The 19,076-nt window shown below is 38.5% G+C and carries 14 protein-coding genes; 9 read left to right on the top strand and 5 right to left on the bottom strand.

Annotated features, from left to right (window positions below; genetic code table 11):
• Positions 1-38: 38 nt before the first annotated feature.
• The 5 genes from ACXZ1K_RS09625 to ACXZ1K_RS09645 all read left to right on the top strand — a co-directional run bounded on the left by ACXZ1K_RS09625 (position 39) and on the right by ACXZ1K_RS09645 (position 9,387).
• Positions 39-986: a hypothetical protein gene (locus ACXZ1K_RS09625; RefSeq protein WP_458973174.1), complete on the top strand. Its 948-nt coding sequence runs from the start codon at positions 39-41 to the stop codon at positions 984-986.
• A gap of 1,141 nt (positions 987-2,127) precedes the next feature.
• Positions 2,128-4,761, top strand: coding sequence for a carboxypeptidase-like regulatory domain-containing protein (locus ACXZ1K_RS09630; protein ID WP_458973175.1), 2,634 nt, complete (start codon positions 2,128-2,130; stop codon positions 4,759-4,761).
• Positions 4,748-5,572, top strand: coding sequence for a hypothetical protein (locus ACXZ1K_RS09635; RefSeq protein ID WP_458973176.1), 825 nt, complete (start codon positions 4,748-4,750; stop codon positions 5,570-5,572). The genes ACXZ1K_RS09630 and ACXZ1K_RS09635 overlap by 14 nt, the downstream gene beginning before the upstream one ends.
• A 138-nt stretch (positions 5,573-5,710) precedes the next feature.
• Positions 5,711-6,817 (top strand): DUF5013 domain-containing protein, encoded by a 1,107-nt coding sequence (locus ACXZ1K_RS09640; protein WP_458973177.1) that lies wholly within the window; start codon positions 5,711-5,713, stop codon positions 6,815-6,817.
• 104 nt (positions 6,818-6,921) lie between these two features.
• A complete protein-coding gene (locus tag ACXZ1K_RS09645) occupies positions 6,922-9,387 on the top strand; it encodes a glutaminase family protein (RefSeq protein ID WP_458973178.1) in 2,466 nt (821 codons plus the stop codon).
• A 182-nt stretch (positions 9,388-9,569) separates the two neighbouring features.
• On the opposite strand, the gene ACXZ1K_RS09650 is transcribed toward ACXZ1K_RS09645, so the two are convergent.
• Together ACXZ1K_RS09650 and ACXZ1K_RS09655 are read right to left on the bottom strand one after the other, a co-directional pair.
• Complete coding sequence (locus tag ACXZ1K_RS09650) at positions 9,570-9,872, bottom strand: hypothetical protein (RefSeq protein WP_458973179.1); 303 nt, start codon at positions 9,870-9,872, stop codon at positions 9,570-9,572.
• A gap of 1 nt (position 9,873) precedes the next feature.
• Complete coding sequence (locus ACXZ1K_RS09655) at positions 9,874-10,590, bottom strand: pirin family protein (RefSeq protein ID WP_458973180.1); 717 nt, start codon at positions 10,588-10,590, stop codon at positions 9,874-9,876.
• Between the two features lie 145 nt (positions 10,591-10,735).
• On the opposite strand from ACXZ1K_RS09655, the gene ACXZ1K_RS09660 reads away from it, so the two are divergent.
• The gene (locus ACXZ1K_RS09660; RefSeq protein ID WP_458973181.1) at positions 10,736-11,338 is read left to right on the top strand and encodes a sterol desaturase family protein; all 603 of its coding nucleotides are present in this window, start codon (positions 10,736-10,738) and stop codon (positions 11,336-11,338) included.
• A gap of 5 nt (positions 11,339-11,343) precedes the next feature.
• Here the strand turns inward: ACXZ1K_RS09660 and ACXZ1K_RS09665 are convergent, their stop codons facing one another.
• Positions 11,344-11,472: a hypothetical protein gene (locus ACXZ1K_RS09665; RefSeq protein WP_458973182.1), complete on the bottom strand. Its 129-nt coding sequence runs from the start codon at positions 11,470-11,472 to the stop codon at positions 11,344-11,346.
• Positions 11,473-11,593: 121 nt separating this feature from the next.
• Between ACXZ1K_RS09665 and ACXZ1K_RS09670 the strand changes: the two genes are divergently transcribed.
• The 3 genes from ACXZ1K_RS09670 to ACXZ1K_RS09680 are packed head-to-tail and all read left to right on the top strand — an operon-like array spanning position 11,594 to position 15,676.
• The gene (locus ACXZ1K_RS09670; RefSeq protein WP_458973183.1) at positions 11,594-12,598 is read left to right on the top strand and encodes a hypothetical protein; all 1,005 of its coding nucleotides are present in this window, start codon (positions 11,594-11,596) and stop codon (positions 12,596-12,598) included.
• A gap of 1 nt (position 12,599) precedes the next feature.
• Positions 12,600-13,592, top strand: coding sequence for a glycoside hydrolase family 5 protein (locus ACXZ1K_RS09675; protein ID WP_458973184.1), 993 nt, complete (start codon positions 12,600-12,602; stop codon positions 13,590-13,592).
• Positions 13,592-15,676 carry a glycoside hydrolase domain-containing protein gene (locus ACXZ1K_RS09680; protein ID WP_458973185.1) on the top strand — a complete coding sequence of 695 codons (2,085 nt, stop codon included), beginning with the start codon at positions 13,592-13,594 and terminating at the stop codon, positions 15,674-15,676. Before ACXZ1K_RS09675 ends, ACXZ1K_RS09680 begins: the two co-directional genes overlap by 1 nt.
• Here the strand turns inward: ACXZ1K_RS09680 and ACXZ1K_RS09685 are convergent.
• Together ACXZ1K_RS09685 and ACXZ1K_RS09690 are read right to left on the bottom strand one after the other, a co-directional pair.
• Entirely contained in the window at positions 15,673-16,059 is a 387-nt protein-coding gene (locus tag ACXZ1K_RS09685) for a DUF6370 family protein (protein ID WP_458973186.1), read from the bottom strand. The genes ACXZ1K_RS09680 and ACXZ1K_RS09685 overlap by 4 nt on opposite strands.
• 50 nt (positions 16,060-16,109) lie before the next feature.
• Positions 16,110-18,947, bottom strand: a complete 2,838-nt coding sequence (locus tag ACXZ1K_RS09690) for a TonB-dependent receptor (protein ID WP_458973187.1) — start codon at positions 18,945-18,947, stop codon at positions 16,110-16,112.
• Positions 18,948-19,076 lie beyond the last annotated feature (129 nt).

Raw genomic sequence — 19,076 nt, forward strand, 5'->3', positions numbered from 1 at the left:
CTTTTATATTTAAAGTTAAAATACAAAAATAAGATCAAATGTCGAAGTTGAGAAATGGCGAAGAATTCGAATTAGAACATTCGTTAGTTGCTTCAGCAAAATTCAAGATAAATGCGTCTATCCAACGATTTAATAGTAGGCTATTTTGTGCATATAGAACAGACAGTTTGGATGACTATGATGCTAGAAATTTTTTAACTGAACTTGATGAGAACTTTTCGCCTCTTTCTCATATTCCAATGATTCCAGAGAATGGTAATTCAGCGTTCGAGGACGTTAGGCTATTTATTTTTCGTGATAATTTGATGGCGATTTATACTTATCTTCCTAAAAAAGACTCTAATGTTTGGACTTTTCAGTACGGACTGGGCATTGGTATTGTAGATGTAAAAACCGGAATTATTAGCCAACAGACATCGTTAAGGAAGTATACTAAGAGCTTACATTCTAAAAATTGGATTCCCTATATTTTCAATGATAATTTATACCTAGTAACGGATTTTGAACCACATGTTAGGGTGCTTGAGTTTAAATATGGAAAGGATAGTTTCTGCTTTAGTGAGATCAGTTTAGAAGTTAACAAAACTGGCTCCTGGGCATATGGTCAAATACGTGGAGGCACTCCATTCATAGCCGGTCCGAATGAAAACTCTAGTTGGCAGTATTGTTTCGTGCATTCACATATAACATTACCAAACGGAAATATCAATACCCGGTTTTATGTATATACTGTATTGAGGTTTTGTCCTGTAACTAAAAACGTTGAATACCATAAAATACCCATTGATTTTTCTAAATTGGTAGATAATAGAAATTATGAAGAGCTATGGCTATCCGCTACCAGAGGTACTGCTATGAGAGTTGTTTTTCCAATGGGATTGATCAATTTTCAAGATGGGGTAGTGATGTCTTATGGTAAGGATGATTGTGTCAGCCGATTAGTATATTACGACTGGGATTTCCTGATCAAATTATTTGACCATTAATATTATTTAATCTTTTAACGCTCGCTATGCGCAACAGAAATTACCTATCTTTTACTATTTAGCGATTCGCAATGCGAATGACTCTGATGGAAGAGATCCGAAAACTGGACATTAGAAGGCTCAATGGACAATATTGATTGCACGGTATAGGATGCAAGAACGATGACCAGCAGTTTGCACACCTGCGTTGAAATAAGTACAAACAGTAATTCTATTTTACCGTTGCCAATCCATGACTATTTGTATTCTATCGTTGGAAAATTTCTGCAATATGGAGTAAAAATAACGTCCAGGCTTTGGAGATCAGGTTGTTTAGATAGTTAAACTTAGTTGAAAGGCTGCACGGCTAAAAATGATTGTGTACCACTTTCTTTTAATGATTGATATTTAAAGCGATCAAGTGAAATTCATATCTACTTGGTCGCTTTTTTTACGTCTATTGTTTTGCTAATTGATTTTAGCACCTGTAGCACTCGTGTAGCACTGAAAGTCACTTTGCGGGTATTCCAGTGGGCAAAGGTAGGTTTTTTACCGCACCAAGATACCTAGTGTCCTGCACCAAGATACCTCTAAGTGCCGCAAATGCTACATTTTAAGGAGGTGTTTCATCTCAATGTTTTTTGAGCACAATTTCGGGTAAAAAAAATTGTTTTTGCGACTGCTATGACTTGAAAAAATAGTTTCAAATATGTATAAATCAGATTATTATATAAAATAATAACTCTAATTTTACTTGGATTTATCGCTGCTTTCTCACACCTTTATATTTGAAATTAAGCGCTCTTTTATAAGTTATTCTCACTCGTATTAACCCATTTAATTCAGGTAACTTAAAGGACATTCCGAACAATTTTAGCTTTTGCTGATCAGCTGAAAAATATGCTATCGTTGTGGTTTTAAATTTCCAATCGAAGACAAATTTGTTTTAAGCTGTCAGTTGTGATAATTGGCTGTGGAAGTTCTTTGACGTTTGGAAAAGGAGCAGGTTGCTCTTGGCGAAATGTTTAGATTAAATGCCTAAATAATATTTTTAAGTTTTGTACCCTTTTGTAACTTACCAATTGCCTTACTAATAACCATGTATATCCCTTAACTGAATAATCTTAAGAAGTATTATTAACGTTTTACTAAATTACTATTCATGATCGCTCTCCGGTATTTAATCATTGTCTTTTTATTTGTTTTCGTAAAATATGCCCAGAATGAGCGTGTAATCCCAATTGTTCACGAAAAGGTTTATATTCAAACTAACAAACAGAACTATACCGTCGGAGATACGCTTTGGTTTAAGGCCTATGTGACCAATGGGCAAGAAAACAGGCTAAGCGGCCAAAGTGAAGCAGTTTACGTAGAACTGATCAATCAAAAAGATTCTGTTCAGAAAACCATCAAAGTCCAGGTTAATAAAGGAGTTGGTTTTGGAGACATCATCTTAGAAGATGAAATAAAACAAGGCGCTTTCAGACTTCGGGCCTATACGCAGGCCATGAGAAATAGTGACCCCGTTTATTTTTTCGACAAATCATTTTTCATCCGCGGGTATTCTGTAAAAGGAATTAAAGCAAAAGCCAACTATGAATTCGTAACCAAGGGAAATCAGTCTTCCATATTGCTTAAACTTAATTATAAAGGTTTGGAGGGTAATCCCCTGTCGGGACAGCAAATTCGGTATAATATCGTTTCTGAAAGAGCGCTGGTATCTAAAGGGACAAGCAAAACTGATGCACTCGGTAATATAACGGTTGAGGTACAGCAATCTGATAAAATAAATTTGGAGGATAGTTATTTAGAATCCTTTGTAGACCAAAAGCGGGGAGGTGTTGTCACTAAAACTTTCCCATTGTTTGGAAAATGGTCAGAATCTGATGTTCAGTTCTTTCCGGAAGGAGGGGTCTTACTGGCTGGAGTTAAAAATAGAATAGGTTTTAGGGCATTAGGGCAGAATGGAAAAGGAATCGCTATAACAGGTAAAGTTGTTGATGGCGCTGGTCATTTGGTCGGTAATATTCTTGCATCACATGCAGGAATAGGGAGTTTTGAAATTGATATGAAAGCTGGTGTGGATTACTCTGCTGATATTCAACTACCCAGTGGACAGCAGGTATCTTATAAACTTCCAAAAGCAAGAACCGATGCTTATCAATTGAGTTGTAGTTTGCGGAATACCCGTCAACTTATTTCAGTGCGGACGAATGATCCCGGTTTAGGCAACAATAAAGATTTAAGTGTAGTGATTAAATCTGGGGGAGCAACTGTATATGAAAAATCTGTTTCGATGATTTCCCGACAGGCCACCGTTGAAATGGAATTAGACAGTCTTCCTATGGGGGTAGCGAGAGTAGAATTGATCAATAAGAACGCTATAGTTAATTCGAGGACCATTTTTATAAATAACAGAAAGATCTTGACTGCAAAACTAAAGCTAAATAAGTCGGCCTTTGTAAAAAAAGAATTAGTGCGGATTTCTGCGGAATCGATGGATCAAAAGGAATTGAACGGCAACTTTAGCGCTACGGTAGCGCGTTTGGATACTGTACAAAACAATAAGAAAAATGAAGTAACGATTTTTTCCAGCTTGTTACTTTCTTCTGATCTGAAGGGATACATAGAAGAACCTAATTATTATTTTTTGGATCGGGGCGAAAGAAGACTAAAAGCATTGGATGACCTCCTATTAACACAACAACTTGATAAATACGAGAAGACAAAAGGGTCTGCAGTTAATCAACTTTTTGACGTTGAGAAAGCCAGGACTGTTGTTAGTGGTAAAGTAACCACTTTAGATGGCAGGCCAGCCGTAAATGCAAAAGTGACTATGGTTTCGCTGAATAGTAATATTATGGAAGAAACCAAGTCTGATGAAGCCGGAAAATTTGCCTTCGACGGGATAAAGATCAATCAGGGGACAAGGTTCACCATTCAAGGCAGATTGGCAAACAATTCAGATCGGTTAATCATTTCAGTTGATGAGATGCCACCAATGAGCCTCAGTTTAAATCCGAACAGAGCTGAACTAAACATGGCGATGCTGGACATGGAACAGAATGATATAGAGGCGCCTCTATATTTTGGAGCGAAATCCAGAAGCCTAAAGGAAGTTAATATTAGGGCGCAATTGAAGACAGAGATAATTTATACGAAGCAAATTGGAAATGTTGTACCTGATGGACATGCAGATCAAACCTATATTATGAGGGATGCAGAACATTGCGCTTCTTTAGGTCAATGTTTGCGGGGTATGCTTCACGGTGTTGAATTTAAAGAATACCAAGACGTTATATACTGTCCATGGGCGGCGCGTGATCCGGTTCCAATGAATGTGTTTTTAGATGGGCGGAAAATAATGACCACCGCAGAACTGAAAGACATTTTCGATAATAATGTATTAGATCCGCTGGATATTGGAAAGATAGAAGTTGTTAGAACAAACTTAGCGTTAAAAGCGATGTTAGGTGGAGAATCTCTTTTGATCATCACTAAAAAAAAGGAGAAGAGGGATAAATTATATACGCCGAATATAACTAACTACTACCCATTAGGTTTTGCTAAGCCACATTCTTTTTTTCTACCCGACTATAGCTCTGGTCAATTTGAATTTATTAATGATTACAGGACTGCAGTGTACTGGAACCCGAAGCTGATTGGCAACGGAAGCAATAAAATTGATTTTAGTTTTTATACCTCCGATCAACCGGGCATGTATGAAATAGTGTTTGAGGGGATTAATGATTTAGGATATTTATGCAGACAAGTGGCTTATTATGAAGTTAAATAAACTGTATTTGGTAAAGAGAATTCTTTTGTTGGCTATGTTCATGCTGAATTGGGGATCTATTTTCGCTCAGTACCCATTTAATACGCCCGTTAAAATGCCGGCTGGAAAAATAAGTTCATTTACGGAAAGTAGCTATGATCAAAGCTCAGGTCATCCCGTCCTGATTAAAAAAAGCACTTTTACTTTTGATGTCAGAGGAAATCTAGTTGAACAGCTGATTTATGATACTATTGATAGCAATGTTATTGAAAACAAGATTGTCTATAATTACGAAAATGATCAGTTGATAGCCGAAAAGGATAAATATTCCGTTAAAAAATACTTGTACGACGTTTTAGGGAATAGGACGGCGATGAAACAAACTACGGATTCAAGCAGCATTCTCATTCGATATTTGTATAACTTAAATAAGTTGGTGGAACAGCGTGTTCAATATGATGAGGATGGTAAGTTAAATTTCGAAGAAAAGTTTGGATACAATTTACAAAGTCGGCTTATATCAAAGGATGTGTTAATTCCTGATTCGCTTGCAAAAAGCTATTATGCGAATTATACCTACGATTTAAAAGGGAACGTTGTGAATGATAGGATATATGCGTTAAACAACCACATCAGATGGTCAAATGTTTACGATTATGATCAGTACGGCAATCTAACTGAACAAAAAAGGCTAAATGAGACAGGTGCAGAGCAGTGGAGAATCTCTTGCAAGTATGCATTTGACAAATTAGGGAACTGGTCAACCTTGACAATTCGGCGCGACAAAAATCATTTTTTCATCACTAGAAAGATAAACTATCGCCCTAATTAGATTCCAAAAAGTTTTAAATCACATAAATGTTACAAAAAATTTTGTAGTGAAATATAATATTCTTTATCTTTATGTATTAGTACTTTCCAATAGGGTTGGAAGACTAGTAAACATAAACCAAATATAAATTTCTCCCCCATGAACAAAATCCTTAAACCGATTTTATTTTTGCTTTGCGCAGCGAGCATAGTAGCATGCGAAAAAGACCGTATTTTACCTGTAGATCCATCTGACTCAGGAAACTTACCCGTTGTAGATTTCGAGTACACAGGTAAAGCAGATCCTTTTACCTTCGATTTTAAAAACAAATCTTCTAATTACAAAACGGTGGAATGGCGTTTTGGTGACGACAGCTTATCTTCCGATCTTTCTCCGACACATATGTTTCCAAGAGATGGAAAGTATGAGGTTATTCTAACAGGAACTTCTGCTGATGGCGCCAAAGCCAAGAAATTAGTGGTCGTTAATATTGATGCTAATCAAGTTGCAAAGATTGTAGCTTTACCAAATGGTACGGCTAATACAGTAAAATTCAGAATTAATACTACTGCTGAATTAAAATCTGCGAGTTGGGATTTTGGTGACGGTACCAAGTCTACTGACCTTGAGCCGGTAAAAACTTACGAAGCGGGAAAGTTATTTACTGCTAAAGTTGTTTTAACAACAAAACTCGGCGCACAAGCAAACGTAGTTAAATTGGTTTCGTCAAATGGTACTTTAGAAGATGTTACCAATCAATTCTTGAAAAATACCGGACGTAAGTTTATTGCATCTGAGCGTGTAGGAAGCAGATGGGGCGTAGTGGCTGATTGGCGAGTAAATGCTGCTGTTAGACAACGTGAAGGCAAAATGGGTGGATGGGACGAATGGGAAGGTAACACCATGTCTATGGAGAAATGGGGTGGAGAAACCGATATCGTTAATGGTAAAATTGAACAGACTTCTTTAGCGCCACTTCCTGCAGGGCAGTATTATTACGAGTTGCAATTCCATGATTTCCAAGTAAAAGATAGGCTATACAATGTGATATCTAAAGCAAATAGTTTGCCTGATGTTACAAATGTTGAAACTGATCCTAATGTTCTTGCTTGGTTGAGGTTTAGTGGAAATGGACCGCTGAACTCTACAACTGCTTTCTTGTTGACTGAGCAGAGAACGGTTACTTTTGGTTTCGTTGCCACTTTCCAACAATCTGATCAAAACTTCAAACTTTATCAAATTAGATTATACAGACAAGACAAATAATAATTTATATCTTTAAAAAGCTTAAGACCCAGCTGCCTCAAAGCAGCTGGGTTTTTAGTGATATAATAATCCTTGAACCATTTATCTAAAATCTTTAACCACAAATGATTAGAAAAAAAATCTTGTTTCTTTTTGCTTTTGGCATAAGCGCTTCAGCTTTTGCTCAAGAAACGAAAGCCCCTGCTTACCCTTTAATTACGCATGATGCTTATTTTAGCATTTGGTCTAATACAGATAAGCTTAACGAATCTGTAACTAAGCACTGGACCGGTGCCGAACAATCACTTCTTGGCATCATTAAAGTAGATGGTAAGGCTTACCGTTTCCTTGGTGATACGGAACAGGCTTATAATGCCGTTCTGCCTGCATCTGATGATAAAGATTATAACTTTAGCTATACGGAAACGGCTCCTTCTGGTGATTGGAAAGCAGCTGATTTCTCGGCGGGTGATTGGAAGACTGGTGCTGCGCCTTTTGGTGATGTATCAGCATTCGCTAAAACAGAATGGAAAAGCAAGAACCTATGGGTTAGACGTTCTTTTGATTTAGCAAATCCGGCATTGAAAGATTTGGCTTTAAAGCTTAGTCACGATGACAATGTAGAAGTTTACCTAAATGGGAACCTAATCTATAGCACTAAAGGCTGGACGAATAACAAGTTTATATACGTTCCGATTAAAGCGGAGGTTTTGCAAGGATTGAAAAAGGAAAACAACATACTGGCGATCCACATTGCCAATACCGCAGGTGGCGCATGGTTAGATGCCGGTCTGGTCACAAAAGCTGTCGACAGCAATCCAGTTGCAGCCGCGCAGCAAAAAAGTGTTGTCATCACTGCTACGCAAACTAAATATGAGTTTAAATCGGGAGGTGTAGATTTGTCGCTAACCTTTACTTCGCCGTTGTTGCTGGACGATCTGCATATGGTTTCCAGACCAATCTCATACATCACTTATAAAGTAAAGTCTAACGACAAAAAAATCCACAATGTTGAAGTACTATTTAATGCGTCAACAAATATTGCGACCAACACATCCGGACAGGAGGTTAAGGCAGAAATAGCAAATGCTGGTCCGCTAGCCATATTGAAAGCTGGTACAACTGAGCAACCCATATTAAAGAAAAAAGGGGATGACATCAGGATAGATTGGGGCTATATGTATGTAGCTACTCCTTTGGCAAACAAAGCTGTTCAATACATCCTTCCGCAAAAGAATGCCATTGTAGAGTTTACGAAAGGGTTGAAGATTTTTCGGCCTACTTCACAAACTGATACCAAACTATCTTTAAGTACAGTGCTTAATTTTGGTAAGGTAGCAGCAGCTGAAAAGCAACAATATATCATGCTGGGTTATGATGATCAGGAATCGGTTCAATACTTTGGACAAAACTTAAAAGCTTACTGGAACAGTGATGGAAGCAAAACTTTTACAAGTGAGCTCATCAATGCGAATACTGATTACGCGAAGGTAATTCAAAAGGTAAATGCTTTTGATGCCTCTATGTATAAGAATGCATTGGCTGCAGGCGGCGAGAAGTACGCGAAACTTTGCGTTTTGGGATACAGACAGGCTATTGCTGCTCATAAATTGGTAAAGAGCCCCTCTGGAGATTTACTTTTTATGTCTAAAGAGAACTTCAGTAACGGTTCCATATATACGGTAGATGTAACTTATCCTTCAGCACCACTGTTTCTGGCTTATAATCCAGAACTTGTAAAAGGTTTGTTAAATGGAATTTTTGCCTACAGTGAAAGTGGGAGGTGGGTTAAGCCATTTGCTGCGCATGATTTAGGTACTTATCCATTAGCGAATGGACAGACTTATGGTGAAGATATGCCTGTAGAGGAGTCTGGGAATATGATTATCCTAACCGGCGCGATTGCAAAGGCTGAGGGAAATGCAGAGTTTGCCAGGAAGCATTGGAAAACACTTGGCATTTGGGCAGAATACCTGAGTCGCGAAGGGTTCGACCCGGGCAATCAATTGTGTACTGATGATTTTGCCGGTCACCTGGCCAGGAACTCCAACTTGTCGGTTAAAGCCATTGTAGCTTTAGGTACTTATGGTATGCTTGCCGAAAAATTAGGTGAAACAGCTGAAGCGAAAAAATATACAACCATGGCTAAGGAAATGGCCTTGAAATGGATGACCATGGCTGATGATGGTGATCATTACGCATTAACTTTTGATAAAAAAGGAACCTGGAGCCAGAAATACAATTTGGTATGGGATAAGCTGTTGGGATTGAATTTATTTCCAAAAGAGGTTTATGCTAAAGAGATCAAATTCTATTTGACCAAACAAAACAGTTATGGTTTGCCATTGGATAGTCGCAAAACTTATTCGAAATCTGATTGGATCTTATGGACTTCTGTATTGGCAGATAATGATCCAGATTTTCAAGCACTGCTTGCACCTGTTTATAAATATGCAACGGAAGCTACTTCCCGTGTGCCGTTAAGTGACTGGCATGAAACTACTGACGGTAAAATGGTTGGTTTCCAGGCAAGAAGCGTGGTTGGCGGATATTTTATCAAAATGCTGGAGAAAGACTGGAAGAAGAAATAAGTCAATCTGAAATAAAAAAAGAAAAGCTGCTTCGCAATTGCAAAGCAGCTTTTCTTTTTTTTAAAGGGAGCCGGAACCACCCAAGCTCCCTAAGCATCGTTCCATTTGGGGGGGATGCTAAAATAAACCGAGTTAAAGTTAATATTTTAATTATTGAAAATCAAGTAACAGATTCGATACGATTACTTACCTAACGCCTGGTAGATTTCTGTAAATAAAAGCCCGCTTCCGCCACCATAATGAGCTATAACGGGAACTTTTAATCTTGAACTTTTCACTTTAGCAATTAGGTCTGATTCTTCCTGTTCTGTTAAGCCTGCGCCGATCAACACCAGGCTGAAAGATGCAGAACTAAACAAAGTTATTGCCTGCTCCTGTGAAACAGCTGCTGTGGCATTCATTTCAGGGTTCGAGTTGATGAGCCTGACAATGGTTTTCAGGATCTCTTCGTGTGTACAAACAATAAGAATTTCAGTTTTTCCCATTTTAATAGCTCATAGGTACTTCCATTAATAAAATCTGGCTGTCTTGACCGGCTTCTATAAATATACGTTCTGTTTCCCAAATTCCATAGCCATCGCGCTCATTTAGTGTCTGTTCGTTAACAGTTGCTGTTCCTTTTAAGATGAAAACATATAATCCGTTTCCTTCATTTTTGAAAGTAAATTCCGACTTAGTACCCGTTGTAAATTTACCCATGTAAAACCAGGCATCCTGATAGATCCAAACACCTTCATCATCAGGATTTGGTGATAGTATTTGTGCAAATTGATTTGGTTTAAGCAAATCTTCGTAACGTTCCTGCTGGTACCTGGGCTCCACATTCCTTTGATTTGGGAACAGCCAGATTTGTAGGAATTGGACCGGGGCTCCACCGCTTTTATTGAACTCTTTGTGATAAATTCCTGTCCCGGCACTCATCACCTGGATCTCTCCAGATTCAATTACCGCAACATTATTCATACTGTCTTCATGTTGCAAAGAACCCTCGAGTGGGATGGAGATAATTTCCATATTATCATGAGGATGCTCCCCAAAGCCACCGCCACCGCTTACCCAATCGTCATTTAATATCCTCAATGCTCCAAACTGAATGCGTTCAGGATTGTAATTTCCGCCAAAGCTGAAGGTATGAAAACTCTTAAGCCATCCATGATTAGAATGATCTCTGCTTGCTGCTGTATGTAATATTGATTGAGCCATCTTTTTTGTTTTTAGTTTACCCTACAAAGGTATAGGCTGCGTAAAACATTAGCATTAACCTAGATTAAGAAATTGACACGCGGATAATAAAATAAAATAGATAAAAGGCTTATTTTTGTTCATCGTTGAATAAAATGCCAGAGCGATGAAGAAGAATTTTATTTCCAATTCTCCTGAATCAGTGAGAATGTTTAAGAGCCCGCTACTTGAAGGGTTATCTAAGGTGCCCTATTTCGTGCCGCTGATCATTTTTGTGCCAACAATTTTATTCTTTTGCTGGAAATCAGTACAAACTAATGGTCTAATGCTTTTTATTGGCTATTTATTAGTAGGACTTTTCATCTGGACATTGACGGAGTATATTATGCACCGTTTTGTTTTCCATTTTTATCCAAGCTCTGATTGGGGAAAAAGAATTCATTTCATTTTCCATGGGGTACACCATGATTATCCCAATGATGCGCAAAGGCTTGTGATGCCGCCATCTGCGAGTATCCCACTAGCATTGGCCTTCTATTTTCTTTTTAAATGGTTGGTTTATCCAGTTATGCTGGATGGATTCTTTGCCGGATTCCTCCTTGGTTATTTGTTTTATGACATGACACACTACATGCTTCATCATGCCCAATTCAAAAGTGGGTTTTGGAAGAAACTAAAACAGCAACACATGCTTCATCATTATGATGATTCTACCAAGAAATATGGTGTTACTTCTGATCTATGGGATAAAGTTTTCAGAACAAGATAATCAAACTAAGATTTTTTCTTAACGGGTACCTTTTTTGCATCCTTTGCCGATGTGTTGTTCTCGGGCTCCGCACCTTTAGGTTTTTTCTGATCTGTTATTTCTGCTTTTTCGGTTTTTGTCTTGCTAGTTTTCATGATGCTTTAGTTTAAGGGTTGCCTATATCATTAAGATATTGTTAAGCAATAACAAATTGATGGTGCAATAAGTTTCCGATCCGTCAAAAAGCCATATATTTAAGCCGTTAAATATCATTCTATGAGGATAAAACTCCTATTGACTATTGCTTTTATATTTGGTGCCACAAACTTTCTGTTTTCGCAGGATTTAGAGGGTGCATTGAACTTACATTCTTTTGCTGATAACCGGGAATACGGAAAATCCGGACGTTACCCGCAGACTATTTTTGGGGTTAGGTTGTCGCCCGAGATTGGATTGTCAATCGATAGTATGCATAGAATACGTGTAGGTTTTAATGCGTTGCACGAATTTGGATCGCCTAAATTCACTAATAAAATTGATCCTGTTGTTTATTACCAGTTTACCAAACAAAACTGGAATTTTTATATGGGTGCTTTTCCGAGATATAAGCTGCTAACTGATTATCCAAGGGCAATACTAACGGATACTTTAAATTACTACCGGCCAAATGTGGAAGGTATGCTGGTAAAATATGAAAACGAGCACTGGCGCCAAACAGTTTGGATAGACTGGACAAGCAGACAAACCGCCACCGCGCGTGAGAATTTTCTCTTCGGACTTTCAGGCAGTTATAAAAACGGGGTTTTCTTTGCATCACATTATGCCATGATGCTGCACAACGCTGGTCCGGCTGTAAATATTGTTGGCGATCATATTGAAGATAACGGTGCCCTGGCCATTAAAGCCGGGGTAGACCTTACTGGTAAAACTGGCTTGGATTCTTTAACCATCAATGCGGGCGGTCTCATGTCTTTCGAACGCGTGAGAAGTGTTGGTGGCTGGCATACACCTAAAGGGTTGTTGTTAGAGTTTCACGCAGCGTATCATCGCTTTGGTATCATCAATTCTTACTATAATGGTGAAGGGCATCATATCCGTTTTGGAGACCGCTTCTATACTGCAAAAGCATACAATAGAACTGACTTAACCTGGCGTCCAATTCTTTTTAAGAACGTAGAGGGCATTCTTGATCTTTCTTTCCACTTTGTAGAGGGCGTGGTAGACAGTCAGCAAGCTTTTGGTTTACGATACAACATCAGCGGAAGTAAAAAACTCAAATAGTATGAAGCAGCTGTGCCTATCCCTGATTTGTTTTATTGCCTTCATCACTACCAATGCACAACCGAAACCAGTTGTGGAACATGGACAACTTCAGGTTGTTGCTGGAAGAATTGTTGATAGGAAAGGTGAAGCTCCGCAATTGCGAGGAATCAGCATGTCGTGGAGTATTTGGGGAGGTAGAAAATATTACAATAATGACGTGGTGAATTGGTTGGCCAGCGATTTTAAAGCCAGTGTTCTCCGCCTTGCGATGGCCATTGAACATGAGGGTGGTTATCTTGCGGATTCTGCCAGGCAAACGGAGTTAATTACTGCCGCTGCAGATGCGGCCATTAAAAATGGTATATATGTGATCATCGATTGGCATGACCATCATGCGAATCAACATCAGGATAAAGCAGTTCAGTTTTTTAGCGCAATGGCTAAAAGGTATGCAGGTAAATCAAATGTGATTTACGAGATATTTAACGAGCCGGAGCGAATTCCATGGACTTCCATTAAAAGTTATGCAATCCCGGTCATTGAAGCTATTAGGAAAGTCGACAGTAAAAACCTGATTATTGTAGGCAGCCCCGCCTGGGACCAGGATGTAGATGTTACTGCAAAGGATCCAATCACAGGTTTTAGAAACATCGCCTATTCTTTTCATTTTTATGCTTCTGATCCCAATCATCAGGAAAACCTGATGCGTAAAGTGGAAATCGCTATTGCAGCAAAGCTTCCGCTCTTTGTTACGGAATGGGGAGTTGGGGAATCAGATGGTAATGGGCTATTTGATCTTGATAAGACAAATAAGTGGGTTAATTGGATGGAGAAGCACCAGTTGAGCTCCGCGAATTGGAATGTAACTGATAAAGCGGAAACAACTGCCATATTAAAGCCTGGGGCAGCTGTTTCTGGTAACTGGACTCAAGATGATTTAACTCCGGCTGGTCAATACATCAGGATGAAACTCATTGAGTTTTCTGCATCCGGGAAATCAAAAGATAAGTAATGAAAAGAATTTTAGGATCTATCCTTCTCCTTATAGCCTTAAATACCACTACAATTGTTGCACAACAGCAAAATTATTCGCCGGCAAGGGGTAAACCAGCTGATTTGGTAAATGTATTTCTTGGTTCGTCTGGCGATCATGGACAGCTTTCGCCCGCGGCATCATATCCTTTCGGTATGTTGAGTATTGGTCCGCAAACCTATCCAACAACACATATGGGCTATGAACACCTAGCTAAAAAGTTCAATGGATTTACGCATACCCGTTTTGAGGGCGTGGGCTGTACGGGAAGCGGCGGACTCCTTTTAATCAAACCTTTTCTAGGCGCAGAGGCTGCTCAATCTACTTTAATAAAGGTGTCTGAAAATGCCGGACCAGGGTTCTATGAGGTGGGTTTTGACAACCAGATTAGTGCTAAACTGACTGTGTACAAAAACGCCGGTAAGCATGTTTATCAGTTTCCAAAAGGTAAAAAGGGTTTTTATCTGGATTTATCTCATGCGTTTTCAGGTGGATTTGTCGCTGAAGAACACACCATTTCAAAAAATGCAGTTAGCGGTTGGATTGATGCCAAAACTACCTGTGGAGTGGGTAAATATAGAATTTTTTATTACCTGGAACTGGTAGGTGATTACGTTTGGCAGGAAAAAGGCGATCATAAATTAAATACAGCATTAAGTGATGAGGCTACCATAGCTGAATTGAATATAGCGCTATCATCAGTAAGTATTGAAGCGGCGAAGGCCTCTGTAAACAAGAACAATTTCGATCAGTTAAAAAACCAAACCACTGCAGATTGGGATGCTTTACTGAGTAAAGTTGCGGTCGAGGGTGATATGGATAATGCAAAACTATTCTATTCGCTTTTATACAGAACAATGCAATCGCCATTTATGATCTCTGAGCCGGATGGTCAATACCGTTCAACCAAAGGTGAATTAAAAAAGAGTAAAGAGATAAGGTACAATGGTTGGGCAATATGGGATAACTACCGCACGCAGTTACCCCTGTTGTCTTTGATTACCCCGGATAAGTATGCTGGGATGATCACCTCAATTGCCGATATGTACAACTCTGGGAAGAAAGATTATGCCACTCAAACAGAACCTTCCAATACGGTTAGATCTGAGCATGCCATTGTAGTATTACTTGATGCCTATCGCAAAGGATATAAAGTAGACTTTAAAAAAATTGCCGATTCTTTAGCAGGAGAGGTTAACCGGCTAGATTACAAAGCGCCTGATAAAGCTTTGGAATCAAGCTATGATACATGGGCTATGTCTGAGATTTATAGTATTTTAAAAGATAAAGTGAAGGCGGACGAGTATAAAAAGAGGGCTCTGGAATATAGAACCTTCTGGCAAAAAGACTTTAGTGATATGGGTAGGAGAGATGTTGATCAAATGCAGGCCAGGGGTCTTTATCAAGGTACGATTTGGCAATACCGTTGGTTTGTCCCTTATGATGTGACAGGTTTGATCGCTTTAAATGGAGGTGAAGAAGCATACTTAAGCAAACTAGATGAGTTTTTTGATCGCGATTTATATAACCATGCCAATGAGCCAGATCTTCAGGTTCCTTTGATGTACAACATGACTAAAGAGTCCTGGAAATCACAAGATTGGATGCACCAGATTGCTACAGATACCGTGATACAGAATTATTTTAACGACAACAGCAGGGGGATTGGTTCAAACATCGGCAAAATCTATCAAAATCAACCAGAAGCTTATTTAAGAACTATGGATGATGATGCCGGAGCTATGTCTGCCTGGTATATCTTTACCGCTAGCGGCTTTTCTCCTGCTTGTGTAGGTTGGCCTGTATACTACTTAAACGTACCTTTGTTTAAATCGCTGACTTATCAATTGCCTGGCAACAAAACTTTCAAGGTTGAGGTTGAAGACTTTAGTCTGCAAAACAAGTTTATCAAGGCTGTTTACTTGAATGGAAAGGAATTGAAACGTAATTACCTCACACAAAGTGATATTATGGCTGGTGGGGTACTGAAGGTTGTTGCCTCTAAAACTCCTGTAAAAGATAGGCTTGTGGAAAATTGGATAAGTTCGATTGAAAAAAGTTAACCCTCTTTTTTCTTGACCGCAGTATTCTTTACCAATTTAAAAGAAATTGCTTTAAAACGCCCGTCAACTATTTTGCCGGTTACTTCAGCTTTTCTGATCGAATTGCAAAAGCCATCTTTGGCATGCGCATCGCCATGGTCGTCTATGCCGGTGCCGTCAACAAAATAAGCTTTTCCATTTATCCGAACAGCAAGATCACAATCTTCACCTTTTAAATGGAACTGGCACTCACCACAAGCTGTTTCTACTAATTGAGGCTTTGTAAACGCCACAGAATCTATTTTGGGATTTTCTTGTGCTACTGCTGTTAAAGTTGCAGTAGCTAACAACAAAACAACAAATAGGTTCTTGAGGGATATGAAGTTATAAGTAAATGCTTTCATCTCTTTTTTATAAAGTTAAGAAAATTTTAAGGTTTAAGCGTTTCCCCTAACTAATCTGCATCTACTCTGAAATTCTTTCCGCCAAATCTGGATAAATTGTAGTTTAAATTTACAGAAAATACCCTTGTTATCTGGTTACTGCGGCTGTCGATAACTGTATTCCCCGCAACCATTCTAGAAATGTTATTCCCCTGGTTCAATAAATCGTTTGCTGAAATGCCCATATTCAAAGACCTGTCTTTAAAAAAGCTTTTCTCTAATCCGGCATTGATCACAAGCGGGTTCGTGTTGGCAAACGCGTAACCATAATTGATTTGTTTCGATGTGCTGAAATTAACAAAATAGCTTTTTCTAATGGTCATACGTCCGGTTATGTTCATGGTTACCGTACTGGTATTTCTTAAGGGCTGATCTGTAGTTGCGCTGTTCTTGCTATTGTTGTAATTAACACCACCCCTCAAGGAGAATTTTGGTAACCGCAAATTTCCGTCAATATTTGCTCCCAGGGTAGTTGTTCTGAAAAATGTTAGAGAACCTATCTGACCAATGCCGAGCGACTGATAATTTCCTGCTCCATATAGAGAATTTGAATTGTTATTATTGGTTATTGCATAGCTGGTTTGCGTATTTAATGTTAATTTTTTGCCGGTAAATGTACCAGACAAATTTTGCGAAAAATTTAGTCCCTTGCCATACACCTTCTCGTTATTAAAAATTACTGCACGATTGGAAAATCCCAGTGCACCTGAATACCTGATGCTGTACTTGTTTTTCCTGAATGGCGCATAAATAAAATAATTGCCGTTTATCTGATAATTTCCATTAACATTTTGATACCTGGTAATTTGCTTGAGACTATTTAAGGTGTCGGAAACCAAAGATACATTGCTCACAATCTCTCTTTGTGTTGCAGATGAATTGATGCCTAATTGCAGGGACCTTCCTGTTTTTAATTGGGAATAATTAAAATTTGCATTTAGATTGTGATGGAATGAGGCCTTAAGCTCAGGGTTGCCTACCACAATATTTTGCAGATTTTGAGCATTTCGTATGGGTTGTAATTGTGAAATATCTGGATTTCTTGTGGAACCATAATAGTTTAGCGAAACGGTTTTCCCCTGCGTCAGCGTTTTACTGTAATTTACGGATGGAGAGAAGTTGAAGTTATTAATTTGTATTTTCTGACGTAACCTTAAATCACGATTGGTAAGCAGATTTGGCCTGGCATTCACGGCAATATTGTACCTGCCTTTATTCGAGTCATAGTTATAATTGGCCCCAACAGACTGGTTAAAATTTACGGTACTGAAAGATGTACTTAGGGAATCTACAAATGAAATGCGATTGCTCTTATTGTCGAATACAAACGTAGAAACCTCATTTGTATTATTACCAGCACTAGCGTTATAGGATATATTTAAGCTTTGCCTTGCCAGGGAATCTTTAGGTTTTTTTAAACCGATACTATAATTGAATCCGAACTCGAAATTGCTGTTTGCAGATTTGCTGGTTAGATTTCTGTTTAATACAGAATCTTTCAATAAATCTCCAGAATCTTTATTGTAATAGCGTGTATTTGTATTGATATTTTGATCTGAATTATTATTTGCGAATGAAAATGAACTTTGCCCGGTAAAAGAGTTTTTATTATTTTTTAATTTCTTTGAGAATGAGGCACTACCAGACAAACTTGGAGCAGAACTGCCGGAGCTGTTTCTGCTTTTTAAGTCTTGTCGCAATAGTCCATATTGATTAACCAATGAGCTATTGCTATTGTCTGATTGATTGTAACTGCCACCAATATTACTTTCTATAAATACCTTTTTATTATTGTAATTGGTGCCTATGTTTAACCTATGATTGTTGCCTTTGTTATCGCCCTGGCTTTGAGAGTTGGTGTTAAATTTACCTTCGGGGTTTATTGATTCAGAAACCTGCTCTTGCGAAAAGGCATTCCCGTTATTATAAAAATTGTAATTGAATCGACCTTCCATAAACTCGCTTATTTTATCATTGTGATTTATTCCGACACCGAGCGACCTGCTATTTCCGGCCCCATTATTAGCCGTGTTGCCGTTTAAGCTAACCGAGCTTTGTTTGGTGTTTTTCCAGCGGCTCAGCTCCGCACTGCTTCCAATCATTTCATTTGTTCCCGCACTGCCGTAAATCCGGCCAAATGAACCATTGTCCATTCCCGGTTTGGTTATCAGGTTAAGTATCTTCCTGGGTTCACCTATTTTAATTCCCGTAAAATTTGCCTGATCGCCAAAATCATCGATGATCTGCATTTTTGAAACGATACCTGCCGGAAGTGTCTTAATAAATTCATTTACATCGCTGGTAAAAAAAGTCTTCCCGTTCACCCTAAGAACTTTCATGCTTTTACCCATAGTAGTGGCGTTGTAATTCTCGTCAACCTGCACTCCTGGCAATTGCTTAAGCAAATCAGCTACATTGTCCCCTTCGTTAACCTGAAATGCCCCGGCATTAAATTCTACAGTGTCTTTCATAAACCTCATGGGATTCGCCTTTGCTGTTATTTCAACTTCCTTGAGCATTTCCTTTGAAACTTTAATAATAAAAGCACCCAGCTTTTTGTGCTTTTCTTTTTCATGGAAGGAAAATTGTGCTTCCTGATCAATATATCCAAAGGAGGTTATCTGTATAGTAAAGCTATTGGAGGTAACTTTTGAAAAACGAAAATCTCCAAAACTATCCGTTTCTGTACTCAAAGTATCCTGACCGGAAATCAGTAATATTGTGGCGTTTGAAATTCCTGTCTTAGCAGAATCTATGACTGATCCGGAAACTTTTCGATTGGTCTGTGCCAATAAACTGCAGGTACAGAAGCAAAGCAATAAGAGGCTGAGGGCGCTTATTTTTTTCAATATATCAGGTTAAATACAAACTTATATTTTTTAATTCAATATGGAGAACTAACGAAGTATTTGTGCCCAATTAATTTTTGTATTTGCAAACTACATGACGGCACATGACAGTTTAATAAACTAATCATC

The organism is Pedobacter jaeyakensis (assembly GCF_054461315.1).